Here is a 21,684-nt window from a genome sequence, read left to right on the forward strand (position 1 = left end):
CGGAGCGAACCAGGCATGGGCCCGGTTCGCAACGAACAGTCACCGGTTCACCACTTTTTTGAAAGAAGAGAAACATGGCAAAAGGTAAATTCGAACGGACGAAGCCGCACGTGAACGTGGGCACGATCGGTCACGTTGACCACGGCAAGACCACGCTGACGGCAGCGATCACGACGGTTCTGACCAAGAAGTTCGGTGGCGAAGCCAAGGCGTACGACCAGATCGACGCGGCGCCGGAAGAAAAGGCCCGTGGTATTACCATCAACACGGCGCACGTCGAGTACGAAACGGCGAACCGCCACTACGCGCACGTTGACTGCCCGGGCCACGCCGACTATGTGAAGAACATGATCACGGGTGCCGCGCAGATGGACGGCGCGATCCTGGTGTGCTCGGCCGCCGACGGCCCGATGCCGCAGACGCGTGAGCACATCCTGCTGGCCCGCCAGGTTGGCGTGCCGTACATCATCGTGTTCCTGAACAAGTGCGACATGGTGGACGACGCGGAGCTGCTCGAGCTGGTCGAAATGGAAGTGCGCGAACTTCTGTCGAAGTACGACTTCCCGGGCGACGACACGCCGATCATCAAGGGTTCGGCGAAGCTGGCGCTGGAAGGCGACACGGGCGAGCTGGGCGAAGTGGCGATCATGAACCTGGCCGACGCGCTGGACACGTACATCCCGACGCCGGAGCGCGCGGTTGACGGTGCGTTCCTGATGCCGGTGGAAGACGTGTTCTCGATCTCGGGTCGCGGCACGGTGGTGACGGGTCGTATCGAGCGCGGCGTGGTGAAGGTTGGCGAGGAAATCGAGATTGTCGGTATCAAGCCGACGGTGAAGACGACCTGCACGGGCGTGGAAATGTTCCGCAAGCTGCTCGACCAGGGTCAGGCGGGCGACAACGTGGGTATCCTGCTGCGCGGCACGAAGCGTGAAGACGTGGAGCGTGGCCAGGTGCTGGCGAAGCCGGGTTCGATCACGCCGCACACGCACTTCACGGCCGAAGTGTACGTGCTGAGCAAGGACGAAGGCGGCCGTCACACGCCGTTCTTCAACAACTACCGTCCGCAGTTCTACTTCCGTACGACGGACGTGACGGGCTCGATCGAGCTGCCGAAGGACAAGGAAATGGTGATGCCGGGCGACAACGTGTCGATCACGGTGAAGCTGATTGCGCCGATCGCGATGGAAGAAGGTCTGCGCTTCGCGATCCGCGAAGGTGGCCGTACCGTCGGCGCAGGTGTCGTCGCCAAGGTTATCGAGTAAAATTGATAGCTTGCTGTAGAAGTTGATGTACCCGGGATCGGGGCGCGGCTCTCCGTCGCACCCCGATCCTTCGCTCTTTATCTAGTCTGGCGGAGCAAGTCCGCCTCGCTCTTTTCAAGGAATTGTCATGCAGAACCAGAAAATCCGTATTCGCCTGAAGGCTTTCGACTATCGCCTGATCGACCAGTCGGCTGCCGAGATCGTCGACACGGCGAAGCGGACGGGTGCAATCGTTCGTGGCCCGGTGCCGCTGCCGACGCGCATCCAGCGTTTCGACATCCTGCGTTCGCCGCACGTCAACAAGACGTCGCGCGATCAGCTCGAAATCCGCACCCACCTGCGCCTGATGGACATCGTCGACCCGACGGACAAGACCGTCGACGCACTGATGAAGCTGGACCTGCCGGCTGGTGTGGACGTCGAAATCAAGCTGCAGTAAGGCCTCTGAACGCTGCCTGGATTGCCGGTCAGCGGGTCTTCCCTCTGTAAGTCTTTGATTGCTTGCGGAAAACGAGAAAGGACGTTATACTTGACGTCTTTTCGCGCATTTGCGCAAAAAATCGGTGCGTCCCATTGGGGTTGTCTTGTCAAAAGCGCCCTGAAAAAGCACCGGTACTTTGTAAATTAGCCCCGACCAATCGCAGTCGGGAATGGAGAAAACGATGAGCCTTGGACTCGTAGGTCGCAAGGTTGGCATGACCCGTATCTTCACGGCCGATGGGGACTCGATTCCCGTTACCGTGCTGGACGTGTCCGACAACCGCGTGACGCAGATCAAGACTGTTGAAACCGACGGCTACACGGCCGTTCAGGTTGCGTTCGGTACGCGTCGTGCATCGCGCGTGACGAAGCCGCTCGCAGGTCATCTTGCCAAAGCTGGCGTTCAAGCCGGTGAAATCCTCAAGGAATTCCAGATCGACGCCGCCAAGGCTGCCGAACTGTCGAATGGCGCGGTGATCGGTGTGGATCTCTTCTCGGAAGGCCAGAAGGTCGACGTGCAAGGCACCTCGATCGGTAAGGGCTACGCCGGTACCATCAAGCGTTACAACTTCGCATCCGGCCGTGCTTCGCACGGTAACTCGCGCTCGCACAACGTGCCGGGTTCGATCGGTATGGCGCAGGATCCGGGCCGCGTGTTCCCGGGCAAGCGCATGACCGGTCACATGGGTGACGAAACCGTGACGGTGCAAAACCTCGAAATCGCACGTATCGACGCAGAGCGCAAGCTGCTGCTCGTGAAGGGTGCTGTTCCGGGCGCGAAGGGCGGTAAGGTTTTCGTGACGCCGGCGGTCAAGGCTCGCGTGAAGAAAGGAGCGGAATAATGGAACTGAAGCTCCTGAACGCCAATGGTCAGGAAGGTGCTGCCGTTAACGCGTCGGATGTCGTGTTCGGCCGTGACTATAACGAAGCCCTGATTCACCAGATCGTCGTCGCCTATCAGGCGAACGCACGTAGCGGCAACCGCGCGCAGAAGGATCGCGAGCAGGTCAAGCACACCACCAAGAAGCCGTGGCGCCAGAAGGGTACGGGCCGTGCTCGTGCCGGTATGTCGTCGAGCCCGCTGTGGCGCGGCGGTGGTCGCATTTTCCCGAACTCGCCGGAAGAAAACTTCTCGCACAAGGTCAACAAGAAGATGCATCGCGCAGGTCTCTGCTCGATCTTCTCGCAGTTGGCCCGCGAAGGCCGCATCTCGGTCGTCGAAGAGCTGTCGCTCGAAGCGCCGAAGACGAAGCTGCTGGCCGACAAGTTCAAGGCCATGGGTCTCGAGTCCGTGCTGGTCATCACCGACACGGTTGACGAGAACCTGTATCTCGCGTCGCGCAACCTGCCCCACGTGGCAGTCGTTGAGCCGCGTTTCGCCGACCCGCTCTCGCTGATCTACTTCAAGAAGATTCTGATCACGAAGGCTGCGGTCGCCCAGATCGAGGAGTTGCTGTCATGAGCGAGATTCGCAAGAACGATCATCGTTTGATGCAGGTCCTGCTCGCGCCGGTGATCTCCGAAAAGGCGACGCTGGTGGCGGACAAGAACGAACAAGTTGTGTTCGAAGTCGCGCCGGACGCGACCAAGCAGGAAGTCAAGGCTGCTGTCGAGCTGCTGTTCAAGGTGGAAGTCGATTCCGTCAACGTGCTGGTCCAGAAGGGCAAAAACAAGCGTTTTGGCCGCTTCGTTGGCAAGCGCAAGGACGTGAAGAAGGCGTACGTCTGCCTGAAGCCCGGCCAGGAAATCAACTTTGAAGCGGAGGCCAAGTAATCATGGCAATCGTGAAAGTTAAGCCGACTTCGCCCGGTCGCCGCGCGATGGTGAAGATCGTCAACAAGGAACTGCACAAGGGCGCGCCGCATGCGGCACTGCTCGAAAAGCAGTCCTCGAAGGCGGGTCGCAACAACAATGGTCACATCACGACGCGTCACCAGGGTGGCGGTCACAAGCAGCACTACCGTGTGATCGATTTCCGTCGCAACAAGGACGGCATTCCGGCAAAGATCGAGCGTCTCGAGTACGACCCGAACCGTAGCGCGAACATCGCGCTGGTTCTGTACGCAGACGGCGAGCGCCGCTACATCATCGCTCCGAAGGGCGCGACGGTGGGTCAGGCGTTGATGTCGGGTTCGGAAGCGCCGATCCGCTCGGGCAACGCCCTGCCGATCCGCAACATCCCGGTCGGTACGACGATCCACTGCATCGAAATGCTGCCGGGCAAGGGCGCGCAAATGGCGCGTTCGGCGGGTACGTCGGCGATGCTGCTGGCCCGTGAAGGCGTCTACGCGCAGGTTCGTCTGCGTTCGGGCGAAATCCGCCGCGTGCACGTCGAGTGCCGCGCGACGATCGGTGAAGTCGGCAACGAAGAGCACAGCCTCCGTCAGATCGGTAAGGCTGGCGCGAACCGCTGGCGCGGTATCCGCCCGACGGTCCGTGGCGTTGCAATGAACCCGGTCGATCACCCGCACGGTGGTGGTGAGGGCAAGACCGCTGCAGGTCGCGATCCGGTGAGCCCGTGGGGCACGCCGACGAAGGGCTACCGTACCCGCAGCAACAAGCGCACGACGAGCATGATCGTCCAGCGCCGTCACAAGCGTTAAGGAGTAGGCAATGGCACGTTCTATCAAGAAAGGTCCGTTCTGCGACGCCCATTTGCTGAAGAAGGTTGAGGCGGCTGCAGCTACGCGCGACAAGAAACCGATCAAGACCTGGTCGCGTCGTTCGACGATCCTGCCGGACTTCATCGGCCTGACGATCGCCGTTCACAACGGCCGTCAACACGTTCCGGTGTATGTCACGGAAAACATGGTCGGCCACAAGCTTGGCGAGTTCGCACTGACCCGTACGTTCAAGGGTCACGCGGCCGACAAGAAGGCCAAGAAATAAGGGGCAATCAAGATGGAAGTGAAGGCAATTCATCGCGGTGCCCGCATCTCGGCGCAGAAGACGCGCCTTGTGGCTGACCAGATCCGCGGTCTGCCGGTCGACAAGGCGCTGAACGTTCTGACGTTCTCGCCGAAGAAAGCGGCTGGCATCGTGAAAAAGGTTGTGCTCTCGGCGATCGCCAATGCGGAGCACAACGAGGGCGCCGACATCGACGAGCTCAAGATCAAGAGCATCTACGTCGACAAGGCTGCTTCGCTGAAGCGTTTCACCGCACGCGCAAAGGGTCGCGGTAACCGCATCGAGAAGCAATCCTGTCACATCACTGTGACGGTCGGGAATTAAGGAGCCATACGATGGGACAGAAAATTCATCCGACTGGCTTCCGTTTGGCCGTCAGCCGCAATTGGGCTTCGCGCTGGTACGCGAACAACAACAATTTCGCGGCGATGTTGAAGGAAGACATCGGTGTTCGTGAATACCTGAAGAAGAAGCTGAAGAACGCTTCGGTGGGCCGTGTTGTGATCGAGCGTCCGGCAAAGAACGCTCGCATCACGATTTACAGCTCGCGTCCGGGTGTGGTGATCGGCAAGAAGGGCGAGGACATCGAACTCCTCAAGGCCGAACTGCAAAAGCGCATGGGCGTGCCTGTGCACGTGAACATCGAAGAAATCCGCAAGCCGGAAACCGATGCGCAACTGATCGCCGACTCGATCACGCAACAGCTCGAGCGCCGCATCATGTTCCGCCGCGCGATGAAGCGTGCGATGCAGAACGCGATGCGTCTGGGCGCCCAGGGCATCAAGATCATGAGCGCCGGCCGTCTGAACGGTATCGAAATCGCGCGTACCGAGTGGTACCGCGAAGGTCGAGTGCCGCTTCACACGCTGCGCGCCGACATCGACTACGCAACCTCGGAAGCGAAGACGACGTACGGCATCATCGGCGTGAAGGTTTGGGTCTACAAGGGCGACACGCTCGGCCGCAACGACGCACCGGTGGTGGAAGAAGTCGCCGAAGAAAAGCGTCCGCGCCGCAACGCGCGCCCGGGCGATCGTCGTCCGCGCCGTGATGGCGAAGGCGCACCGGGTGCCCGTCGTGGCGCACCGCGCCGTGGCGCCGGCGGTGACGGCAAGAGTGGAGAATAACGATGCTGCAACCGAAACGCAGGAAGTATCGCAAAGAGCAGAAGGGTCGTAACACCGGTGTCGCAACCCGCGGCAATGCAGTTTCGTTCGGTGAATACGGTCTGAAGGCTATCGGTCGTGGTCGCCTGACCGCGCGTCAGATTGAAGCGGCGCGTCGTGCAATGACGCGTCACATCAAGCGTGGCGGCCGCATCTGGATCCGGATCTTCCCGGACAAGCCGATCTCGCAAAAGCCGGCGGAAGTACGTATGGGTAACGGTAAGGGTAACCCGGAGTACTACGTCGCCGAGATTCAGCCGGGCAAGATGCTGTACGAAATGGATGGTGTGTCCGAAGAACTGGCCCGTGAAGCCTTCCGTCTGGCTGCAGCCAAGCTGCCGCTGAAGACGGTCTTCATGGTTCGCCAGCTCGGCGCCTAAGGAGTGAATGATGAAGGCATCCGAACTTCACCAGAAAGACCAGGCCGCGCTCAACAAGGAGCTGTCGGACCTGCTTAAGGCGCAATTCGGCCTGCGCATGCAACTCGCGACCCAGCAGCTCACGAACACGAGCCAGCTGAAGAAGGTTCGTCGCGACATCGCACGTGTGCGGACCGTCCTGACTGAGAAGGCGAACCAGAAATGAACGAAAGCGTGAAAACCTCGCTTAAGCGGACGCTGGTCGGCAAAGTCGTCAGCAACAAGATGGACAAGACGGTCACCGTTCTGGTCGAGCGCCGCGTCAAGCACCCGATCTACGGCAAGTACGTCGTGCAGTCGAAGAAGTACCACGCGCACGACGAGTCGAACACGTACAACGAGGGTGACCTCGTGGAAATCCAGGAAACTCGTCCCGTTTCGAAGACGAAGGCCTGGACCGTGTCGAAGCTGATCGAAGCAGCACGCGTCATCTAACACGTGACGCAACACCAGCCCGGGGCCTCGGTTGATCCAACCCCGGGTTGGAGAAGTAGTTGAAATCGCTAAAGATTTCGCTTGCGAGACCAAGATTATCGAGTTATAGTCTTGGTCTTCCCTCTTTATGAGGCTTGCTGTTGGCAAAGCAGCAGGCGGATGCGGGTGGGAGAGCAAAATCCGGGCGCCAGTCCGGATCTGCAAGATTCACCGGAATGCGATGGCCGGTTTCGTTTGCCGTCGCTGCTGTTCTAACCCAAGCAGCTGAGCGGTCGTTTTAGTGGCGGCGCGGCTGACGGGACCAAGACTGACCGGATGTGCCATGGTGGCGCGACCGGATTAAGTTGGGAAAGATAAACCATGATCCAGACCGAATCTCGGCTTGAAGTAGCCGACAACACGGGTGCACGTGAAGTCATGTGCATCAAGGTGCTCGGCGGCTCGAAGCGTCGTTATGCCAGCATTGGCGACATCATCAAGGTGAGCGTCAAGGAAGCAACGCCGCGTGGGCGCGTGAAGAAAGGCGAAATCTACAACGCCGTCGTGGTTCGCACCGCGAAGGGCGTGCGCCGTCAAGACGGCTCGCTGATCAAGTTCGATGGCAACGCCGCCGTGCTTTTGAATACCAAGCTTGAGCCGATCGGCACCCGTATTTTCGGGCCGGTGACGCGTGAGCTGCGTAGCGAACGATTCATGAAGATCGTTTCGCTCGCGCCGGAAGTGCTGTAAGGAGTCGCGATGAACAAGATTCGCAAGGGTGACGAAGTCATCGTCATCACCGGCAAAGACAAGGGCAAGCGCGGCGTCGTGCTGGCTGTGGGCGAAGAGCGTGTGACCGTTGAAGGCATCAACATTGCGAAGAAGCATGTGAAGCCGAACCCCATGAAGGGTACGACGGGCGGCGTGGAAGCCAAGGCAATGCCGCTGAACATCTCGAACGTCGCGCTGGTCGACGCGAACGGCAAGCCGTCGCGTGTGGGCATCAAGGTCGAAGGGGACAAGAAGGTTCGTTTCCTGAAGACGACCGGTGCTGTCCTGAGCGCCTGACGCTGCGGAGAAAAAAATGGCACGTTTGCAAGAATTTTATAAAGAGAAGGTCGTTCCCGGCCTGATCGAGAAGTTCGGTTACAAGTCGGTCATGGAAGTGCCGCGCATCACCAAGATCACCGTGAACATGGGTCTTGGCGAAGCCGTCGCTGACAAGAAGATCATCGAAAACGCCGTTGGCGACCTGACGAAGATCGCCGGCCAGAAGCCGGTTATCACGAAGGCTCGCAAGGCAATCGCTGGCTTCAAGATCCGTCAGGGTTACCCGATCGGTGCGATGGTCACGTTGCGTGGCCAGGCGATGTACGAATTCCTGGACCGTTTCGTGACGGTTGCGCTGCCCCGCGTGCGCGACTTCCGTGGCGTGTCGGGCAAGGCATTCGACGGTCGTGGCAACTACAACATCGGTGTGAAAGAGCAGATCATTTTCCCCGAAATCGACTACGACAAGATCGACGCGCTGCGTGGGCTGAACATCAGCATCACGACGACTGCGAAGACCGACGACGAAGCAAAGGCACTGCTCGCCAGCTTCAAGTTCCCGTTCAGAAACTGAGGTTACCGTGGCTAAACTGGCACTGATCGAACGTGAAAAGAAGCGCGCTCGTCTGGCAGCGAAATTTGCGCCGAAGCGCGCAGCGCTGAAGGCGATCATCGACGACCAAAGCAAGTCGGAAGAAGAGCGCTACGCAGCTCGCCTCGAACTGCAACAACTGCCGCGCAACTCGAACCCGACCCGCAAGCGTAATCGCTGCGCGATCACGGGTCGTCCGCGTGGTACGTTCCGCAAATTTGGTCTCGCACGTAACAAGATTCGTGAGATCGCGTTCCGTGGTGAGATCCCTGGCGTCACCAAGGCGAGCTGGTAATAGGAGAAACATAAATGAGCATGAGTGATCCTATCGCTGATATGCTGACTCGCATCCGCAATGCGCAGATGGTCGAGAAGGTTTCGGTTGCTATGCCCTCGTCGAAAGTGAAGATTGCGATTGCGCAAGTTCTGAAGGACGAAGGTTATATCGACGACTTCGCGGTGAAGACCGAAGGTGCGAAGTCGGAATTGAACATCGCGTTGAAGTACTACGCTGGCCGTCCCGTTATCGAGCGCCTCGAGCGCGTCTCGAAGCCGGGTCTGCGCGTGTACCGCGGCCGCAACGACATCCCGCAGGTCATGAATGGCCTCGGCGTTGCGATCGTGTCGACGCCCAAGGGTGTGATGACGGACCGCAAGGCTCGCGCCAATGGCGTGGGCGGCGAAGTCATCTGCTACGTCGCTTAACGCCGAAGGAGAAGAGACATGTCTCGAGTAGGTAAGAGCCCGATCGCGCTGCAAGGCGCCGAGGCGACGCTCAGCGACGAGAAGATTACCGTCAAGGGCCCGCTGGGTACGATTTCGCAGGCAGCGAACCGCCTCGTGAAGGTGGCGAACGACAACGGCACGCTGAAGTTCGAGCCGATCGACGAAAGCCGCGAAGCGAATGCGATGTCGGGCACGATGCGCGCGATCGTCGCGAACATGGTGCAAGGCGTGACGAAGGGTTTCGAGCGCAAGCTGACGCTGGTTGGCGTCGGTTACCGTGCTCAGTCGCAAGGCGACAAGCTGAACCTGTCGCTGGGTTTCTCGCACCCCGTGGTGCACCAGATGCCGGAAGGCGTCAAGGCTGAAACCCCGTCGCAAACGGAAATCGTGATCAAGGGGATCGACAAGCAGAAAGTCGGCCAAACCGCTGCCGAAGTGCGCGGTTATCGCCCGCCTGAGCCCTATAAGGGCAAGGGTGTGCGCTACGCCGACGAGGTCGTGATCCTCAAAGAAACGAAGAAGAAGTAAGGGTGCGCAATCATGGATAAGACTCAATCTCGCCTGCGCCGCGCTCGTCAGACGCGTCTCAAGATCGCTGAGCTGCAGGTCGCGCGCCTGGCCGTGCATCGCACGAACACGCACATCTATGCGCAAGTGTTCTCGCCCTGCGGCACCAAGGTGCTCGCCAGCGCGTCGACGCTCGAAGCCGAAGTGCGTGCGCAACTGGCTGACCAGTCGGGCAAGGGCGGCAACGTCGCCGCTGCCACGCTGATCGGCAAGCGTATCGCAGAAAAGGCCAAGGCCGCCGGCATCGAATCCGTCGCCTTTGACCGCTCGGGTTTCCGCTATCACGGCCGCGTCAAGGCGCTGGCTGATGCTGCGCGCGAAGCCGGGCTCAAGTTCTAAGGAAGGAATTCGTCATGGCAAAGATGCAAGCGAAAGTTCAGGCTGACGAACGCGACGACGGCCTTCGCGAAAAAATGATTTCGGTCAACCGCGTGACCAAGGTCGTGAAGGGTGGCCGGATTCTCGGCTTCGCCGCACTGACCGTGGTTGGCGACGGTGATGGCCGCGTCGGTATGGGCAAGGGCAAGGCTAAGGAAGTGCCGGTCGCTGTCCAGAAGGCGATGGAACAAGCTCGCCGCAACATGTTCAAGGTGCCCCTGAAGAACGGCACCCTGCAACACGAAGTGCACGGCAAGCACGGCGCATCGGTGGTCCTCCTCGCTCCGGCGAAGGCAGGTACCGGCGTGATCGCCGGCGGCCCGATGCGCGCCGTGTTCGACGTGATGGGCGTGCAGAACGTCGTGGCCAAGAGCCACGGTTCGACGAACCCGTACAACCTCGTTCGTGCGACGCTGGACGGCCTGCGCAAGCAGTCGACCCCGGCCGACATCGCGGCGAAGCGCGGCAAGTCCGTCGAAGACATTCTGGGCTAAGGGTGGGTACCATGTCTGAAAAAACTGTCAAGGTTCAGCTCGTCAAGAGCCTGATTGGGACCCGCGAATCGCACCGCGCCACCGTGCGCGGCCTCGGCCTGCGCCGCCTGAACTCGGTTTCCGAGCTGCAGGACACGCCGGCTGTGCGCGGCATGATCAACAAGGTCTCGTACCTCGTCAAGGTCATCGGCTAAGCGGTCGACCAGGACTCCAGGAGTTGAAAATGGAATTGAATAACCTGAAGCCGGCAGAAGGCGCGAAGCACGCAAAGCGTCGCGTCGGTCGCGGCATCGGCTCCGGCCTCGGCAAGACCGCTGGCCGCGGTCACAAGGGTCAGAAATCGCGTTCGGGCGGCTTTCACAAGGTCGGCTTCGAAGGCGGTCAGATGCCTCTGCAGCGTCGTCTGCCGAAGCGCGGCTTCACCTCGCTGACGAAGGAATTCGTCGGTGAAGTGCGTCTCGCCGACATCGAGAAGCTGCCGGTCGACGAAATCGATCTGCTGGCTCTCAAGCAGGCAGGCCTCGTGGGCGAACTGACCCGTAGCGCGAAGATCATCGCCACCGGCGAGATCAAGCGCAAGGTCGTCGTCAAGGGTCTGGGTGCGACGAAGAGCGCGCGTGCTGCGATCGAAGCAGCAGGCGGTTCTTTCGCCGAGTAATTGTGAGGGTTGCGTGCGGGTTCGCCCGCCGTCACTAGCATCTGCATCGGAGAAGCTACTTGGCTACTAGCCCGAGTCTCGCAAAAACCGGTCGCAGCGCACCGAAGTTCGGCGACCTGCGCCGGCGTGCAGTGTTCCTGCTGCTGGCGCTGGTCGTTTATCGCATCGGCGCGCACATTCCGGTTCCGGGCATTGACCCGGACCAGTTGGCGAAGCTCTTTCAGAGCCAGTCGGGCGGCATCCTTGGCATGTTCAACATGTTCTCGGGTGGTGCCTTGTCGCGGTTCACGATCTTCGCGCTGGGGGTGATGCCGTATATCTCGGCGTCGATCATCCTGCAGCTGATGGCGATTGTTTCGCCGCAGCTGGAAGCGCTGAAGAAGGAAGGGCAGGCAGGACAACGCAAGATTACGCAGTACACGCGGGTCTTCACGGTGGTGCTGGCGACGTTTCAGGCGTTCGGCATTGCGGTCGCGCTGGAAAACCAGCCCGGCCTCGTGGTGGATCCGGGCATGGTGTTCCGCCTGACGACGGTCGTGACGCTCGTGACCGGCACGATGTTCCTGATGTGGCTGGGTGAGCAGATCACGGAACGCGGCCTTGGCAACGGCATCTCGATCATCATCTTCGGCGGGATCGCGGCGGGCTTCCCGAATGCGATCAGCGGCCTCTTCTCGCTGGTGCAGACCGGCTCGATGGGTCCGTTCTCCGCCATCATCGTGGTCGCGTTGATCGCGGCTGTGACGTACCTGGTGGTGTTCATCGAACGCGGCCAGCGCAAGATCCTCGTGAACTATGCGAAGCGTCAGGTCGGCAACAAGATTTACGGCGGGCAGTCGTCCCACCTGCCGCTGAAGTTGAACATGTCGGGCGTGATTCCGCCGATCTTCGCATCGTCGATCATCCTGTTCCCGGCAACCATCCTGAACTGGTTCAGTTCGGGGTCGCGAAACAGCTGGTTCGCGGACACGTTGCACAATGTGGCCGAAGCCCTGAAGCCCGGTCAACCCGTGTACGTGTTGCTGTACGCGTTGGCGATCGTGTTCTTCTGCTTCTTCTACACCGCACTGGTGTTCAACAGCAGGGAAACGGCTGACAACCTGAAAAAGAGTGGTGCGTTCGTACCGGGCATTCGTCCTGGCGATCAAACGGCCCGTTATATCGACCGCATCCTCACGCGTCTGACGCTGGCCGGTGCGATCTATATCGTGTTCGTTTGTCTGCTGCCTGAATTTCTGGTGCTGCGCTGGAATGTGCCGTTTTATTTTGGTGGAACGTCGCTGCTGATCATTGTCGTCGTCACAATGGACTTCATGGCGCAGGTGCAGTCGTACGTGATGTCGCAACAATATGAGTCGTTGCTCAAGAAGGCTAACTTCAAGGGCGGCGGCGTCCCGATGCGTTAAAAGGACCTATGGCCAAAGACGATGTAATCCAGATGCAGGGTGAGGTTATCGAAAACCTCCCCAACGCTACCTTCCGGGTGAAGCTGGAGAACGGCCATGTCGTGCTGGGACATATTTCCGGAAAGATGCGGATGCACTACATCCGCATTCTCCCGGGCGACAAGGTGACGGTTGAGTTGACGCCTTACGATCTGTCGCGTGCGCGGATCGTGTTCCGGGCGAAGTGATTTAGAAAAAGGGTAATATCATGAAAGTGATGGCATCGGTAAAGCGCATGTGCCGCAACTGCAAAATCATCAAGCGCAACGGCGTCGTTCGCGTGATCTGCAGCACGGACCCGCGCCACAAGCAGCGTCAAGGCTGATTAGCGCGCTTGCGCTTTTTGTTTGAGGAAAAACAATGGCTCGTATCGCAGGGGTTAACATCCCGAACCACCAGCACACTGAAATTGGCCTGACGGCGATCTTCGGTGTTGGCCGCACGCGCTCGCGCAACATTTGCGTTGCCGCTGGTGTCCCGTTTGACAAGAAGGTCAAGGACCTGAACGACGCGGATCTTGAAAAGCTGCGTGAGGAAGTGGGCAAGTTTGTCGTCGAAGGCGATCTGCGCCGTGAAGTGACGATGAACATCAAGCGCCTGATGGACCTCGGCTGCTACCGCGGCGTGCGCCATCGCAAGGGCCTGCCCCTGCGTGGCCAGCGTACGCGTACCAATGCGCGCACGCGCAAGGGTCCGCGCCGCGCAGCACAGTCGCTGAAGAAGTAAGCGGAACTGACAGTTACAGGAAAACGTAATGGCTAAGGCTTCGAACAACACCGCGGCGCAACGCGTTCGCAAGAAGGTTAAGAAGAACGTCGCCGAGGGCGTGGTTCACGTTCACGCGTCGTTCAACAACACCATCATCACGATCACCGACCGCCAGGGCAACGCGCTTGCCTGGGCAACCTCGGGCGGTCAGGGCTTCAAGGGTTCGCGCAAGTCGACCCCGTTCGCAGCTCAGGTCGCAGCCGAGTCGGCTGGCCGCGTGGCGATGGAATACGGCGTGAAGAACCTCGAAGTGCGTATCAAGGGCCCCGGTCCTGGCCGCGAATCGGCGGTGCGCGCGCTGCATGGTCTTGGCATCAAGATCACCGCGATCTCCGACGTGACGCCGGTTCCGCACAACGGCTGCCGTCCGCCGAAGCGCCGCCGCATCTAAGGTGTCGCTTTTGCCGTGTGCCTGTGCCGCCGGTAACGGCGCCCGCAGGCTCTCGGCGTTATTGAATTGACTAAGCCCACCGTTCGGTTCAAAGAGCCGGACTAGCGCGAAACCGGCAGGTTTTGCGTGATTAATTATCGAAGGAAAGCAACGTGGCACGTTATATCGGCCCGAAGGCCAAGCTGTCCCGCCGTGAAGGCACCGACCTCTTCCTGAAGAGCGCGCGCCGCTCGCTCGCCGACAAGTGCAAGCTCGACAGCAAGCCGGGTCAGCACGGCCGCACTTCGGGCGCCCGCACGTCGGATTACGGCACCCAGCTGCGCGAGAAGCAGAAGGTCAAGCGCATCTATGGCGTGCTCGAGCGCCAGTTCCGCCGCTACTTCGCGGAAGCGGACCGTCGCAAGGGCAACACCGGCGAAAACCTGCTGCAACTGCTCGAATCGCGTCTCGACAACGTCGTGTACCGCATGGGCTTCGCTTCGACCCGCGCTGAAGCGCGTCAGCTCGTGAGCCACAAGGCTCTCACGCTGAACGGCGTCGTTGCGAACATCCCGTCGATGCAAGTGAAGGCTGGCGACGTCGTTGCCATCCGCGAAAAGGCCAGGAAGCAGGCTCGTATCGTTGAAGCCCTGTCGCTGGCTGAGCAAGGCGGCATGGCGAGCTGGGTCGCTGTCGATGCGAAGAAGTTCGAAGGCACCTTCAAGGGCATGCCGGAGCGCAGCGACATCGCTGGCGACATCAACGAAAGCCTGATCGTCGAATTGTATTCGCGTTAATCGGATTGACGGCCGGGGTCACCTCTGTGCTTCGCGCAGGAGGCTGCCTCGGCTGTTTTTTTCAGGTTGTTGCCATCTCAGCCTTATCGGTGTAACGAGCCGAGGGTATTGAAAAGGAAAACCTATGCAAACCAGTTTGTTGAAACCCAAGATCATCGCTGTGGAATCGCTCGGCGACAACCATGCGAAAGTGGTCATGGAGCCGTTTGAACGCGGTTATGGCCACACCTTGGGTAACGCGCTTCGGCGCGTGCTGCTGTCGTCGATGATCGGCTATGCGCCGACCGAGGTGACGATCGCAGGCGTCGTGCATGAGTATTCGACGCTCGACGGTGTGCAAGAGGACGTGGTCAACCTGCTGTTGAACCTGAAGGGCGTGGTGTTCAAGCTGCATAACCGTGACGAAGTGACGGTTACGCTGCGCAAGGAAGCCGAAGGCGTCGTGACGGCGGGCGACATCGAACTGTCGCACGACTGCGAAGTCATCAATCCCGACCACGTGATCGCGCATCTGACGAAGGGCGGCAAGCTCGACGTGCAGATCAAGGTCGAAAAGGGCCGCGGCTATGTGCCGGGCAACGTGCGCCGCTACGGCGACGAGTCGGCCAAGATTATCGGCCGCATCGTGCTGGACGCTTCGTTCTCGCCGGTTCGCCGCGTGAGCTACGCCGTGGAAAGCGCGCGTGTCGAACAGCGTACCGACCTCGACAAGCTCGTGATGAACATCGAAACCAATGGCGTGATCTCGCCCGAGGAAGCGATCCGCCAGTCGGCCCGCATCCTCGTGGATCAGCTGTCGGTGTTCGCAGCGCTGGAAGGCACGGAAACGGCGGCGGAAGCCCCGTCGCGCGCACCGCAGATCGACCCGATCCTGCTGCGTCCGGTGGACGATCTCGAACTCACGGTTCGCTCGGCGAACTGCCTGAAGGCCGAGAACATCTACTACATCGGCGACCTGATCCAGCGTACCGAGAACGAGCTGCTCAAGACCCCGAACCTGGGTCGCAAGTCGCTCAACGAGATCAAGGAAGTGCTCGCTTCGCGCGGTCTCACGCTCGGCATGAAGCTCGAAAACTGGCCGCCGGCTGGTCTGGACAAGTAAGCAAGTCTGGCACGGACGCGGATTTTCCTTTAAAATCCGCGTCTTGCTTTTTTCACGTACCGGCCCGTGCTTTGGTTGTGGGGTGTCAAACCCGCTGAGGCGATAGAAGAGCTGGACCAAAACTTTGTTTCAAGGAAACTGAAATGCGTCACCGTCATGGTCTGCGGAAACTGAACCGCACGAGCAGCCACCGTCTGGCAATGCTCCGTAACATGTCCAACTCGCTCATCGAGCACGAAGTCATCAAGACCACGCTGCCGAAGGCGAAGGAACTCCGTAAGGTTGTCGAGCCCCTCATCACGCTCGGCAAGAAGCCGTCGCTGGCAAACCGCCGTCTGGCGTTCAATCGCCTGCGCGATCGTGACTCGGTCACGAAGCTGTTCGACGTGCTCGGTCCGCGTTTCGCGAACCGTCCGGGCGGCTACCTGCGCATCCTGAAGTTCGGTTTCCGCGTCGGCGACAACGCACCGATGGCGCTCGTCGAACTGCTCGACCGTCCGGAAGTTGCGGAAGAGAACGTGCAAGAAGCGGAATAAGCTTCCTGCGGTGCTCCAGCCGTTATGAAAAAAAGCCAGGCTTGCCTGGCTTTTTTGTTTTCGGGCCAGAGGAATAAACGCGGCGCGCCGGTGTTTACCGTGTGAAGTCGCCTGGCGATGCCCGTGTTCCTGCCTTGGCGTCCCCGCCTTCGAGCAGGCTGGCCACGGCCGGAAGGCCTTGGCCGCCGGTGGTACGATAACGTCCTGTCTGAAGTTTCGCGCCGGAGTTCGCCGTGACCCTCAATGTGACCTTGATGCTGACCACGGTGCCCGACGCCGCGACTGCCGACCGGTTGGCCGCGGACGCGCTTGCGCAGCGTTTGGCGGCGTGCGTCACGCGGCTGGGCGCGGTTCATTCGCAGTATCACTGGCAAGGCCAGATCGAATCCGCCGACGAGATTCAACTGCTTTTCAAGACGAGCACGGCCCGCGCGGCCGACCTCGAACAGTTCATCCAGACCCGGCATCCCTATGACACGCCCGAGATCCTCTCCTGGCAGGTCACGGCGTCGAACGCTTACGGGCAGTGGGTCAATGCCGAAACCCAGCGTCCCATCCATGTTTAACCGCTTCGAACGGCGCCTGCGCGCCGGCTTGTCTCTTCTTCTGCTTCTTTGCTGCACGCTCTCGATGTTCGCGGCGGCGCCGCTCGCCCACGCGGACGACGATTTCCTGCCGCCTGATCAGGCGTTCGGCTTCAGCGCGGTGGAACAGCCGGGCGAAGTCGACGTGCATTTCAAGATTGCTGATGGCTACTACATGTACCGGGAGCGCTTCGCTTTCGCGACGCGCAATGGTACGGCGACATTGGGCACCGCGGATATTCCTCCGGGTCATGTCAAGTTCGATCCCACCTTCCAGAAGAACGTTGAAACCTATCGCGGCGAACTGACGATCCGCGTTCCGGTGAAGAGCGCTAGCGGCCCGTTCGATCTGGCCGTGACGTCGCAGGGCTGCGCCGATGCCGGCGTGTGCTATCCGCCGGCGGAGCATGTGTATCACGTGAGCGGGGCCGCGCTGCAGTCGGCGGGACCGGGCGCGGCGGCGAGTGTGACGGCGAGCGTGGCGACCGGAGCGGCAACAAACGCCGCGCAGAGCCCCCCCCCACCGGCATCGGACAGCGCCGGCGAGCCCTGGTACGAGCGTGCCACGAGCGCCGACTACGCGCAGTCGCTGCTGCAAGGCGGAGGCTTCTTCGCCGTGGTGGGCCTCTATTTCGTCGCAGGCATGGTGTTGAGTCTCCTGCCGTGCTCGTATCCGATGATTCCGATTCTCTCGGCGATCATCGTGGGCGAAGGGGCGCGCGTGACGCGCGCGCGCGGCTTCACGCTGTCGTTCGTCTATGTGCTTGGGATGGCGCTCGTCTACACCGTGCTCGGCATCGCGGCCGCGCTCGTCGGTCAGAGTCTCGGTGCCTGGCTGCAGAATCCCTGGGTGCTCGGCGCCTTCGCACTGCTGCTCACCGCGTTTGCGCTCACCTTGATCGCGGGCTATGACATCGCCTTGCCGCAACGCTGGCAGGACGGCGCCTCGCGTGCCTCGCAGGGCCGCTCGGGCGGCAAGTTCGCCGCCGTCGCGGTGATGGGGGCGCTCTCGGCGCTCGTCGTCGGCGCGTGCATGACCGCGCCGCTTTTCGCCGTGCTCGCGTTCATCGCGCACACCGGGAGCGCGGTCCTCGGCGGTGCCGCGCTCTTCGCGATGGGGATCGGTCTTGGTGTGCCGCTCATGATCATCGGGTTCGGCGCCGGCACGCTGTTGCCGCGCGCGGGTAGCTGGATGGACGGCGTGAAGGTGTTTTTTGGCGTCGTTTTGCTGGCTGCCGCGCTCTGGATCGTGTGGCCGGTGCTCGGCGCAGCGGCGCAGATGCTGCTTGCCGCACTGTGGCTGCTCTTTGCCGCTGCCACTTTGGGGCTCTTCTCGCCCAACGCGGGTGGCCCGAGCGTCTGGCGGCGCCTCGGCCGCGGCCTTGGAGCGGCATTTGCCATCTGGGCCGCAACGCTGCTGGTCGGTCTGGCGGCGGGCTCGACCGATCCGCTGCGCCCGCTAGCTGTGCTCGCTTTGCGCATGGATGGCGTGAGCGCGACGGCGGCCACGGCCGGGGCGTCCGCAAATACTTCTGCGGCAGACAATCTGGCGTTTGCCCCGGTCGCTTCGCCGGCACAACTCGACGCGGCGCTCGGCGCCTCGGGCAAACCGGCGATGCTCGACTTCTATGCGGACTGGTGCGTGAGCTGCAAGGAGATGGAGAAGTTCACGTTCAGCGACCCGCGCGTGCAGGCGCGGCTCAAGGAGCTCGATCTGCTACGCGCCGACGTCACTGCGAACAATGTCGGCGACCAGGCGCTGCTCAAGCGCTTTGGCCTGTTCGGACCGCCCGGCATCATCTTCTTCGACGACAAGGGCCACGAAGTGTTGCGCGTCGTGGGCTACGAGCCTGCCGACCGCTTCCTCGCGCGGCTCGATCAATTGGCTGCGCCGATGGCGTCGCCTGCACCGCAGTCCTGATCGAACCTGTCGGGCTCAAAGGAGAAGGGGCACGTCGATTTCGACGTGCCCCTTCTCCTTGCCAGTCACCTGGGTCAACTAAACTGAGCCGAGCGCCGCCCGACTCCGGGGACTTTACTTCTGGGCGCGCAGAATCCGCGCGGCGTCGAGCGCGAAATACGTGAGGATGCCGTCCGCGCCCGCGCGCTTGAATGCCAGCAGCGACTCCATCATCACCTTGTCGTGGTCGAGCCAGCCGTTCTGTGCGGCGGCCTTGAGCATCGCGTATTCGCCGCTCACCTGGTACACATAGGTCGGAAAGCGGAATTCGTCCTTCACGCGGCGCACGATGTCGAGATACGGCATGCCGGGCTTGACCATCACCATGTCTGCGCCTTCCTCGATATCGAGGCGGACTTCGCGCAGCGCTTCGTCGGTATTGGCCGGGTCCATCTGGTAGGTCATTTTGTTGCCCTTGCCCAGGTTCGACGCCGAACCCACCGCGTCGCGGAACGGTCCGTAGAAAGCCGAAGCATATTTGGCGGAATACGCCATGATCTTCGTATGGATGTGGTTCTCGCTCTCCAGCATTTCGCGAATCGCGCCGATGCGGCCATCCATCATGTCGGACGGCGCGACGATGTCGACGCCGGCTTCGGCCTGGGTGCGGGCCTGAGCGACGAGAATCTCGACGGTCTCGTCATTGATGACGTAGCCATTCTCGTCGAGTACGCCGTCCTGGCCGTGGCTCGTGTACGGGTCGAGTGCGACGTCGCACAGCACGCCCAGGTCGGGAAAGCGCTTCTTCAGTTCGCGCACGGCACGCGGGATCAGGCCGTCGGGGTTCGTGGCTTCGATGCCGTCGGGTGTTTTGAGCGCGGGATCGATGGCCGGGAAGAGCGACAGCACCGGCACGCCGAGCTCGACACATTGCTCGGCGACCCCCATCAGGAGATCGATCGATACGCGATCGACGCCGGGCATCGACGGCACGGCTTCGCGCACGTTGTCGCCCGCGACGACGAACACGGGATAGATCAGATCGTTCGTGGTAAGAAGGTTTTCGCGCATCAGGCGGCGCGAGAAGTCGTCACGGCGCATGCGGCGCGGACGATGATGCGGATAGAAGCTCATGACGGCAATGGGATGGTTCGAACTGCGCGTGAATCGAACGGCGTTTCCGGGCCCCCGGAAACTTTTCGGGACAATGGTATATCATACCGATCGAGCGAGGCGCCCTGCGCCGAGCTCCCCGCTTCTCCTCCCTGAGCGGGTGCCTGTCGTTTTTCGATAAGGCTGTTTAGCCCGCCGGCACTTACGGCGGGTTTTTTTATGTGCGGCGCGAATGTGCAGGGCACGCGCGAACCGGCCCTCGGCATCTGCCGTGCGGGTCCTCGAAAAAAGGAATGCGCGCCCCGGCCGGCATCGACCGCCGCACGCGCATGCGTAGAAGATCGTTACGGGGCGGGACTTGCCGGGGTTTCGTCTGAGGTACCGGCGTCGGCCGGCGGCACGAGCCAGCTCTCGATCAGCGCGTGCGCTTCGTCGAGCCCCACGCGCTTGAGCGCCGAGAACAGCTGCGCGCTCAGCGCGCCCTCGTAGCCCTGCTGACGATATTCGTCGAAGCCTTTCTTCGCCGTACGCAGCGCGAGCGTGCATTCCTGCCGCGTCAACTTGTCACACTTGGTCAGCAGCGCGTGAATCGGTTTGCCGGTGGGCGCAAACCACTCGATCATGCGGCGGTCGAGTTCCGTGAGCGGGCGGCGCGCGTCCATCATCAGGATCAGGCCGCGCAGTTGCGCGCGCGTTTTCAGATACTGGGACAGCAGTGCCTCCCAGTGCGCCTTCGACGCTTCCGGCACTTCGGCATAGCCGTAGCCGGGCAAGTCGACCAGATAGCCCGCGGGATCGTCCGCCGGGCCCACGTCGAAGTAGTTGATGTGCTGTGTGCGTCCCGGCGTCTTCGAGGCGAAGGCGAGCCGCTTCTGATTGCACAGCAGATTGATCGCGGTGGACTTGCCGGCATTCGAGCGCCCGGCGAACGCGATTTCCGGCCGCGCCGTAGCGGGCAGGTCGCGCAGGTGATTCACCGTTGTGAAGAAGCGGGCTTGATGCAGCAGAAAGGCCATCTGGGAAACCACAATGTGTGAGACAAGCTGACGGCCTCAGGCCACCTGGTCAGCAGGCCCGGAAGCGGCCGGGAACGATTAAGGGACATCGGGGCGAGGCCCGACTGGCGCGGTTGCGTCCACCGCGCTATTGTACAATGCGATGGTTTACTGAATACCCGTGAGGCCGGCGCGGGCCTTCGAGGTAGATCGGTCGCCGTCGTACTTTGCAGAACCTGATTCCCACAATACGAAACAAGGTGCGCGAATGAATCGACTGTGCAAGTCCTTGAAGTTCCTCGTATTTGCGATAACGGCAGGTCTTACGGCAGGTTCCTCGATGATGTTGGCGCACGCGGCGGCGCAGCCCGCCAAGCCGGATCTCGCCCGGGGGCAGGCCGTCGCCACGCAGGTGTGCGCAGCCTGTCACGGCGCCGACGGCAACAGCTCGGGGGGCGCCTATCCCAAACTCGCGGGTCAGCACGCCGAGTATCTCGTCAAACAGCTCAAAGACTTCAAACCGCAGGGTGGCAAGCCCCCTGCGCGTAATAACGCGATTATGGCCGGCATGGCCTCGGCGCTTTCGGATCAGGATATGATCAACGTCGCCGCGTGGTTCGCCTCGCAGGCACCCAAGCCCGGCTATGCGCACGATGCGAATACGGTGCCGCTTGGCCAGAAGATCTGGCGTGCGGGTATTGCCGACCGTGGCGTGCCGGCCTGCGCGGCGTGTCACGGCCCGAACGGGCAGGGCATTCCGATCCAGTATCCGCGGCTCTCGGGGCAGTGGTCGGAGTACATCGTCGCGCAGCTCGATGCCTTCCAGCAGGGCACGCGCAACAACAACGAGGCGATGCACACGATCGCGCACCGTCTTTCGGATGACGAGATCAAGGCTGTCGCCGACTACGCGGCCGGCCTGCACTGAAAGGCCGGCGCATGCCGGCTGGAGAACAAG

Annotated in this window: 35 protein-coding genes; 33 read left to right on the forward strand and 2 right to left on the reverse strand. The window is 61.3% G+C overall.

The features are described from left to right. The first annotated feature begins 74 nt into the window (after positions 1-74). From tuf to dsbD, 32 genes are all read left to right on the forward strand, one after another. Positions 75-1,265 (forward strand): elongation factor Tu, encoded by a 1,191-nt coding sequence (gene tuf / locus WJ542_RS04940; protein ID WP_411188250.1) that lies wholly within the window; start codon positions 75-77, stop codon positions 1,263-1,265. Positions 1,266-1,392: 127 nt separating this feature from the next. Continuing rightward, on the forward strand, positions 1,393-1,704 hold the full coding sequence (gene rpsJ, locus WJ542_RS04945) for a 30S ribosomal protein S10 (protein ID WP_017777154.1): 312 nt from the start codon (positions 1,393-1,395) through the stop codon (positions 1,702-1,704). A 223-nt stretch (positions 1,705-1,927) separates the two neighbouring features. Then, positions 1,928-2,587 carry a 50S ribosomal protein L3 gene (gene rplC, locus WJ542_RS04950; protein WP_027797282.1) on the forward strand — a complete coding sequence of 220 codons (660 nt, stop codon included), beginning with the start codon at positions 1,928-1,930 and terminating at the stop codon, positions 2,585-2,587. Further along, on the forward strand, positions 2,587-3,207 hold the full coding sequence (gene rplD / locus WJ542_RS04955) for a 50S ribosomal protein L4 (protein WP_027797283.1): 621 nt from the start codon (positions 2,587-2,589) through the stop codon (positions 3,205-3,207). The genes rplC and rplD overlap by 1 nt, the downstream gene beginning before the upstream one ends. Then, positions 3,204-3,518 carry a 50S ribosomal protein L23 gene (gene rplW, locus WJ542_RS04960; protein WP_027797284.1) on the forward strand — a complete coding sequence of 105 codons (315 nt, stop codon included), beginning with the start codon at positions 3,204-3,206 and terminating at the stop codon, positions 3,516-3,518. The genes rplD and rplW overlap by 4 nt, the downstream gene beginning before the upstream one ends. A gap of 2 nt (positions 3,519-3,520) precedes the next feature. Then, the gene (gene rplB / locus WJ542_RS04965) at positions 3,521-4,348 is read left to right on the forward strand and encodes a 50S ribosomal protein L2 (RefSeq protein ID WP_411188258.1); all 828 of its coding nucleotides are present in this window, start codon (positions 3,521-3,523) and stop codon (positions 4,346-4,348) included. Positions 4,349-4,358: 10 nt separating this feature from the next. Next, a complete protein-coding gene (gene rpsS, locus WJ542_RS04970; RefSeq protein WP_027797286.1) occupies positions 4,359-4,634 on the forward strand; it encodes a 30S ribosomal protein S19 in 276 nt (91 codons plus the stop codon). Positions 4,635-4,646: 12 nt separating this feature from the next. Continuing rightward, positions 4,647-4,976, forward strand: a complete 330-nt coding sequence (gene rplV, locus WJ542_RS04975) for a 50S ribosomal protein L22 (RefSeq protein WP_004199272.1) — start codon at positions 4,647-4,649, stop codon at positions 4,974-4,976. Positions 4,977-4,987: 11 nt separating this feature from the next. Continuing rightward, positions 4,988-5,779 carry a 30S ribosomal protein S3 gene (gene rpsC / locus WJ542_RS04980; protein ID WP_027797287.1) on the forward strand — a complete coding sequence of 264 codons (792 nt, stop codon included), beginning with the start codon at positions 4,988-4,990 and terminating at the stop codon, positions 5,777-5,779. A gap of 2 nt (positions 5,780-5,781) precedes the next feature. Continuing rightward, the gene (gene rplP, locus WJ542_RS04985; RefSeq protein WP_027797288.1) at positions 5,782-6,198 is read left to right on the forward strand and encodes a 50S ribosomal protein L16; all 417 of its coding nucleotides are present in this window, start codon (positions 5,782-5,784) and stop codon (positions 6,196-6,198) included. A 10-nt stretch (positions 6,199-6,208) separates the two neighbouring features. Continuing rightward, complete coding sequence (rpmC, locus tag WJ542_RS04990) at positions 6,209-6,403, forward strand: 50S ribosomal protein L29 (RefSeq protein WP_007180130.1); 195 nt, start codon at positions 6,209-6,211, stop codon at positions 6,401-6,403. Continuing rightward, complete coding sequence (gene rpsQ, locus WJ542_RS04995; RefSeq protein WP_028213346.1) at positions 6,400-6,672, forward strand: 30S ribosomal protein S17; 273 nt, start codon at positions 6,400-6,402, stop codon at positions 6,670-6,672. The genes rpmC and rpsQ overlap by 4 nt, the downstream gene beginning before the upstream one ends. Positions 6,673-7,032: 360 nt before the next feature. Then, complete coding sequence (rplN, locus tag WJ542_RS05000; RefSeq protein WP_027797290.1) at positions 7,033-7,401, forward strand: 50S ribosomal protein L14; 369 nt, start codon at positions 7,033-7,035, stop codon at positions 7,399-7,401. Positions 7,402-7,410: 9 nt separating this feature from the next. After that, positions 7,411-7,719 (forward strand): 50S ribosomal protein L24, encoded by a 309-nt coding sequence (gene rplX / locus WJ542_RS05005; protein ID WP_411188259.1) that lies wholly within the window; start codon positions 7,411-7,413, stop codon positions 7,717-7,719. Between the two features lie 16 nt (positions 7,720-7,735). After that, positions 7,736-8,275 carry a 50S ribosomal protein L5 gene (gene rplE, locus WJ542_RS05010; protein WP_411188260.1) on the forward strand — a complete coding sequence of 180 codons (540 nt, stop codon included), beginning with the start codon at positions 7,736-7,738 and terminating at the stop codon, positions 8,273-8,275. Positions 8,276-8,282: 7 nt separating this feature from the next. Continuing rightward, entirely contained in the window at positions 8,283-8,588 is a 306-nt protein-coding gene (gene rpsN / locus WJ542_RS05015) for a 30S ribosomal protein S14 (protein ID WP_028228152.1), read from the forward strand. 14 nt (positions 8,589-8,602) lie between these two features. Then, positions 8,603-8,998: a 30S ribosomal protein S8 gene (rpsH, locus tag WJ542_RS05020; RefSeq protein ID WP_411188261.1), complete on the forward strand. Its 396-nt coding sequence runs from the start codon at positions 8,603-8,605 to the stop codon at positions 8,996-8,998. Positions 8,999-9,016: 18 nt separating this feature from the next. Then, entirely contained in the window at positions 9,017-9,547 is a 531-nt protein-coding gene (rplF, locus tag WJ542_RS05025) for a 50S ribosomal protein L6 (RefSeq protein ID WP_411188262.1), read from the forward strand. Between the two features lie 12 nt (positions 9,548-9,559). Beyond that, positions 9,560-9,925 (forward strand): 50S ribosomal protein L18, encoded by a 366-nt coding sequence (gene rplR / locus WJ542_RS05030; protein WP_042269746.1) that lies wholly within the window; start codon positions 9,560-9,562, stop codon positions 9,923-9,925. A gap of 14 nt (positions 9,926-9,939) precedes the next feature. Next, on the forward strand, positions 9,940-10,458 hold the full coding sequence (gene rpsE / locus WJ542_RS05035) for a 30S ribosomal protein S5 (protein WP_027797297.1): 519 nt from the start codon (positions 9,940-9,942) through the stop codon (positions 10,456-10,458). A gap of 11 nt (positions 10,459-10,469) precedes the next feature. Then, positions 10,470-10,652 (forward strand): 50S ribosomal protein L30, encoded by a 183-nt coding sequence (gene rpmD / locus WJ542_RS05040; RefSeq protein ID WP_004202755.1) that lies wholly within the window; start codon positions 10,470-10,472, stop codon positions 10,650-10,652. 29 nt (positions 10,653-10,681) lie between these two features. After that, entirely contained in the window at positions 10,682-11,116 is a 435-nt protein-coding gene (gene rplO, locus WJ542_RS05045) for a 50S ribosomal protein L15 (protein WP_411188263.1), read from the forward strand. Positions 11,117-11,175: 59 nt separating this feature from the next. After that, a complete protein-coding gene (gene secY, locus WJ542_RS05050) occupies positions 11,176-12,522 on the forward strand; it encodes a preprotein translocase subunit SecY (protein ID WP_411188264.1) in 1,347 nt (448 codons plus the stop codon). Positions 12,523-12,530: 8 nt separating this feature from the next. After that, positions 12,531-12,749, forward strand: a complete 219-nt coding sequence (gene infA / locus WJ542_RS05055) for a translation initiation factor IF-1 (protein ID WP_004521905.1) — start codon at positions 12,531-12,533, stop codon at positions 12,747-12,749. 20 nt (positions 12,750-12,769) lie between these two features. Further along, a complete protein-coding gene (gene rpmJ, locus WJ542_RS05060) occupies positions 12,770-12,886 on the forward strand; it encodes a 50S ribosomal protein L36 (protein WP_027797300.1) in 117 nt (38 codons plus the stop codon). 35 nt (positions 12,887-12,921) lie between these two features. Then, positions 12,922-13,287 carry a 30S ribosomal protein S13 gene (gene rpsM, locus WJ542_RS05065; RefSeq protein ID WP_027797301.1) on the forward strand — a complete coding sequence of 122 codons (366 nt, stop codon included), beginning with the start codon at positions 12,922-12,924 and terminating at the stop codon, positions 13,285-13,287. A 28-nt stretch (positions 13,288-13,315) separates the two neighbouring features. After that, a complete protein-coding gene (gene rpsK, locus WJ542_RS05070; protein ID WP_017777173.1) occupies positions 13,316-13,720 on the forward strand; it encodes a 30S ribosomal protein S11 in 405 nt (134 codons plus the stop codon). Positions 13,721-13,872: 152 nt separating this feature from the next. Continuing rightward, positions 13,873-14,496 carry a 30S ribosomal protein S4 gene (gene rpsD, locus WJ542_RS05075; protein ID WP_411188265.1) on the forward strand — a complete coding sequence of 208 codons (624 nt, stop codon included), beginning with the start codon at positions 13,873-13,875 and terminating at the stop codon, positions 14,494-14,496. A gap of 124 nt (positions 14,497-14,620) precedes the next feature. Then, entirely contained in the window at positions 14,621-15,598 is a 978-nt protein-coding gene (locus WJ542_RS05080) for a DNA-directed RNA polymerase subunit alpha (RefSeq protein ID WP_411188266.1), read from the forward strand. Between the two features lie 143 nt (positions 15,599-15,741). Continuing rightward, positions 15,742-16,134, forward strand: a complete 393-nt coding sequence (gene rplQ / locus WJ542_RS05085; protein WP_027797304.1) for a 50S ribosomal protein L17 — start codon at positions 15,742-15,744, stop codon at positions 16,132-16,134. Positions 16,135-16,388: 254 nt separating this feature from the next. After that, entirely contained in the window at positions 16,389-16,700 is a 312-nt protein-coding gene (gene cutA / locus WJ542_RS05090) for a divalent-cation tolerance protein CutA (protein WP_411190479.1), read from the forward strand. Beyond that, entirely contained in the window at positions 16,693-18,639 is a 1,947-nt protein-coding gene (gene dsbD, locus WJ542_RS05095; protein ID WP_411188267.1) for a protein-disulfide reductase DsbD, read from the forward strand. Before cutA ends, dsbD begins: the two co-directional genes overlap by 8 nt. A 114-nt stretch (positions 18,640-18,753) precedes the next feature. Here dsbD and hemB read toward each other — a convergent pair whose 3' ends face one another. After that, the gene (gene hemB, locus WJ542_RS05100; RefSeq protein ID WP_411188268.1) at positions 18,754-19,752 is read right to left on the reverse strand and encodes a porphobilinogen synthase; all 999 of its coding nucleotides are present in this window, start codon (positions 19,750-19,752) and stop codon (positions 18,754-18,756) included. A gap of 323 nt (positions 19,753-20,075) precedes the next feature. After that, positions 20,076-20,747 carry a ribosome biogenesis GTP-binding protein YihA/YsxC gene (yihA, locus tag WJ542_RS05105; protein ID WP_411188269.1) on the reverse strand — a complete coding sequence of 224 codons (672 nt, stop codon included), beginning with the start codon at positions 20,745-20,747 and terminating at the stop codon, positions 20,076-20,078. Positions 20,748-20,994: 247 nt separating this feature from the next. On the opposite strand from yihA, the gene WJ542_RS05110 reads away from it, so the two are divergent. Beyond that, positions 20,995-21,654: a c-type cytochrome gene (locus WJ542_RS05110; protein WP_411188270.1), complete on the forward strand. Its 660-nt coding sequence runs from the start codon at positions 20,995-20,997 to the stop codon at positions 21,652-21,654. Positions 21,655-21,684 lie beyond the last annotated feature (30 nt).

Source organism: Paraburkholderia yinzeri (assembly GCF_046581065.1).
Classification (GTDB): domain Bacteria; phylum Pseudomonadota; class Gammaproteobacteria; order Burkholderiales; family Burkholderiaceae; genus Paraburkholderia.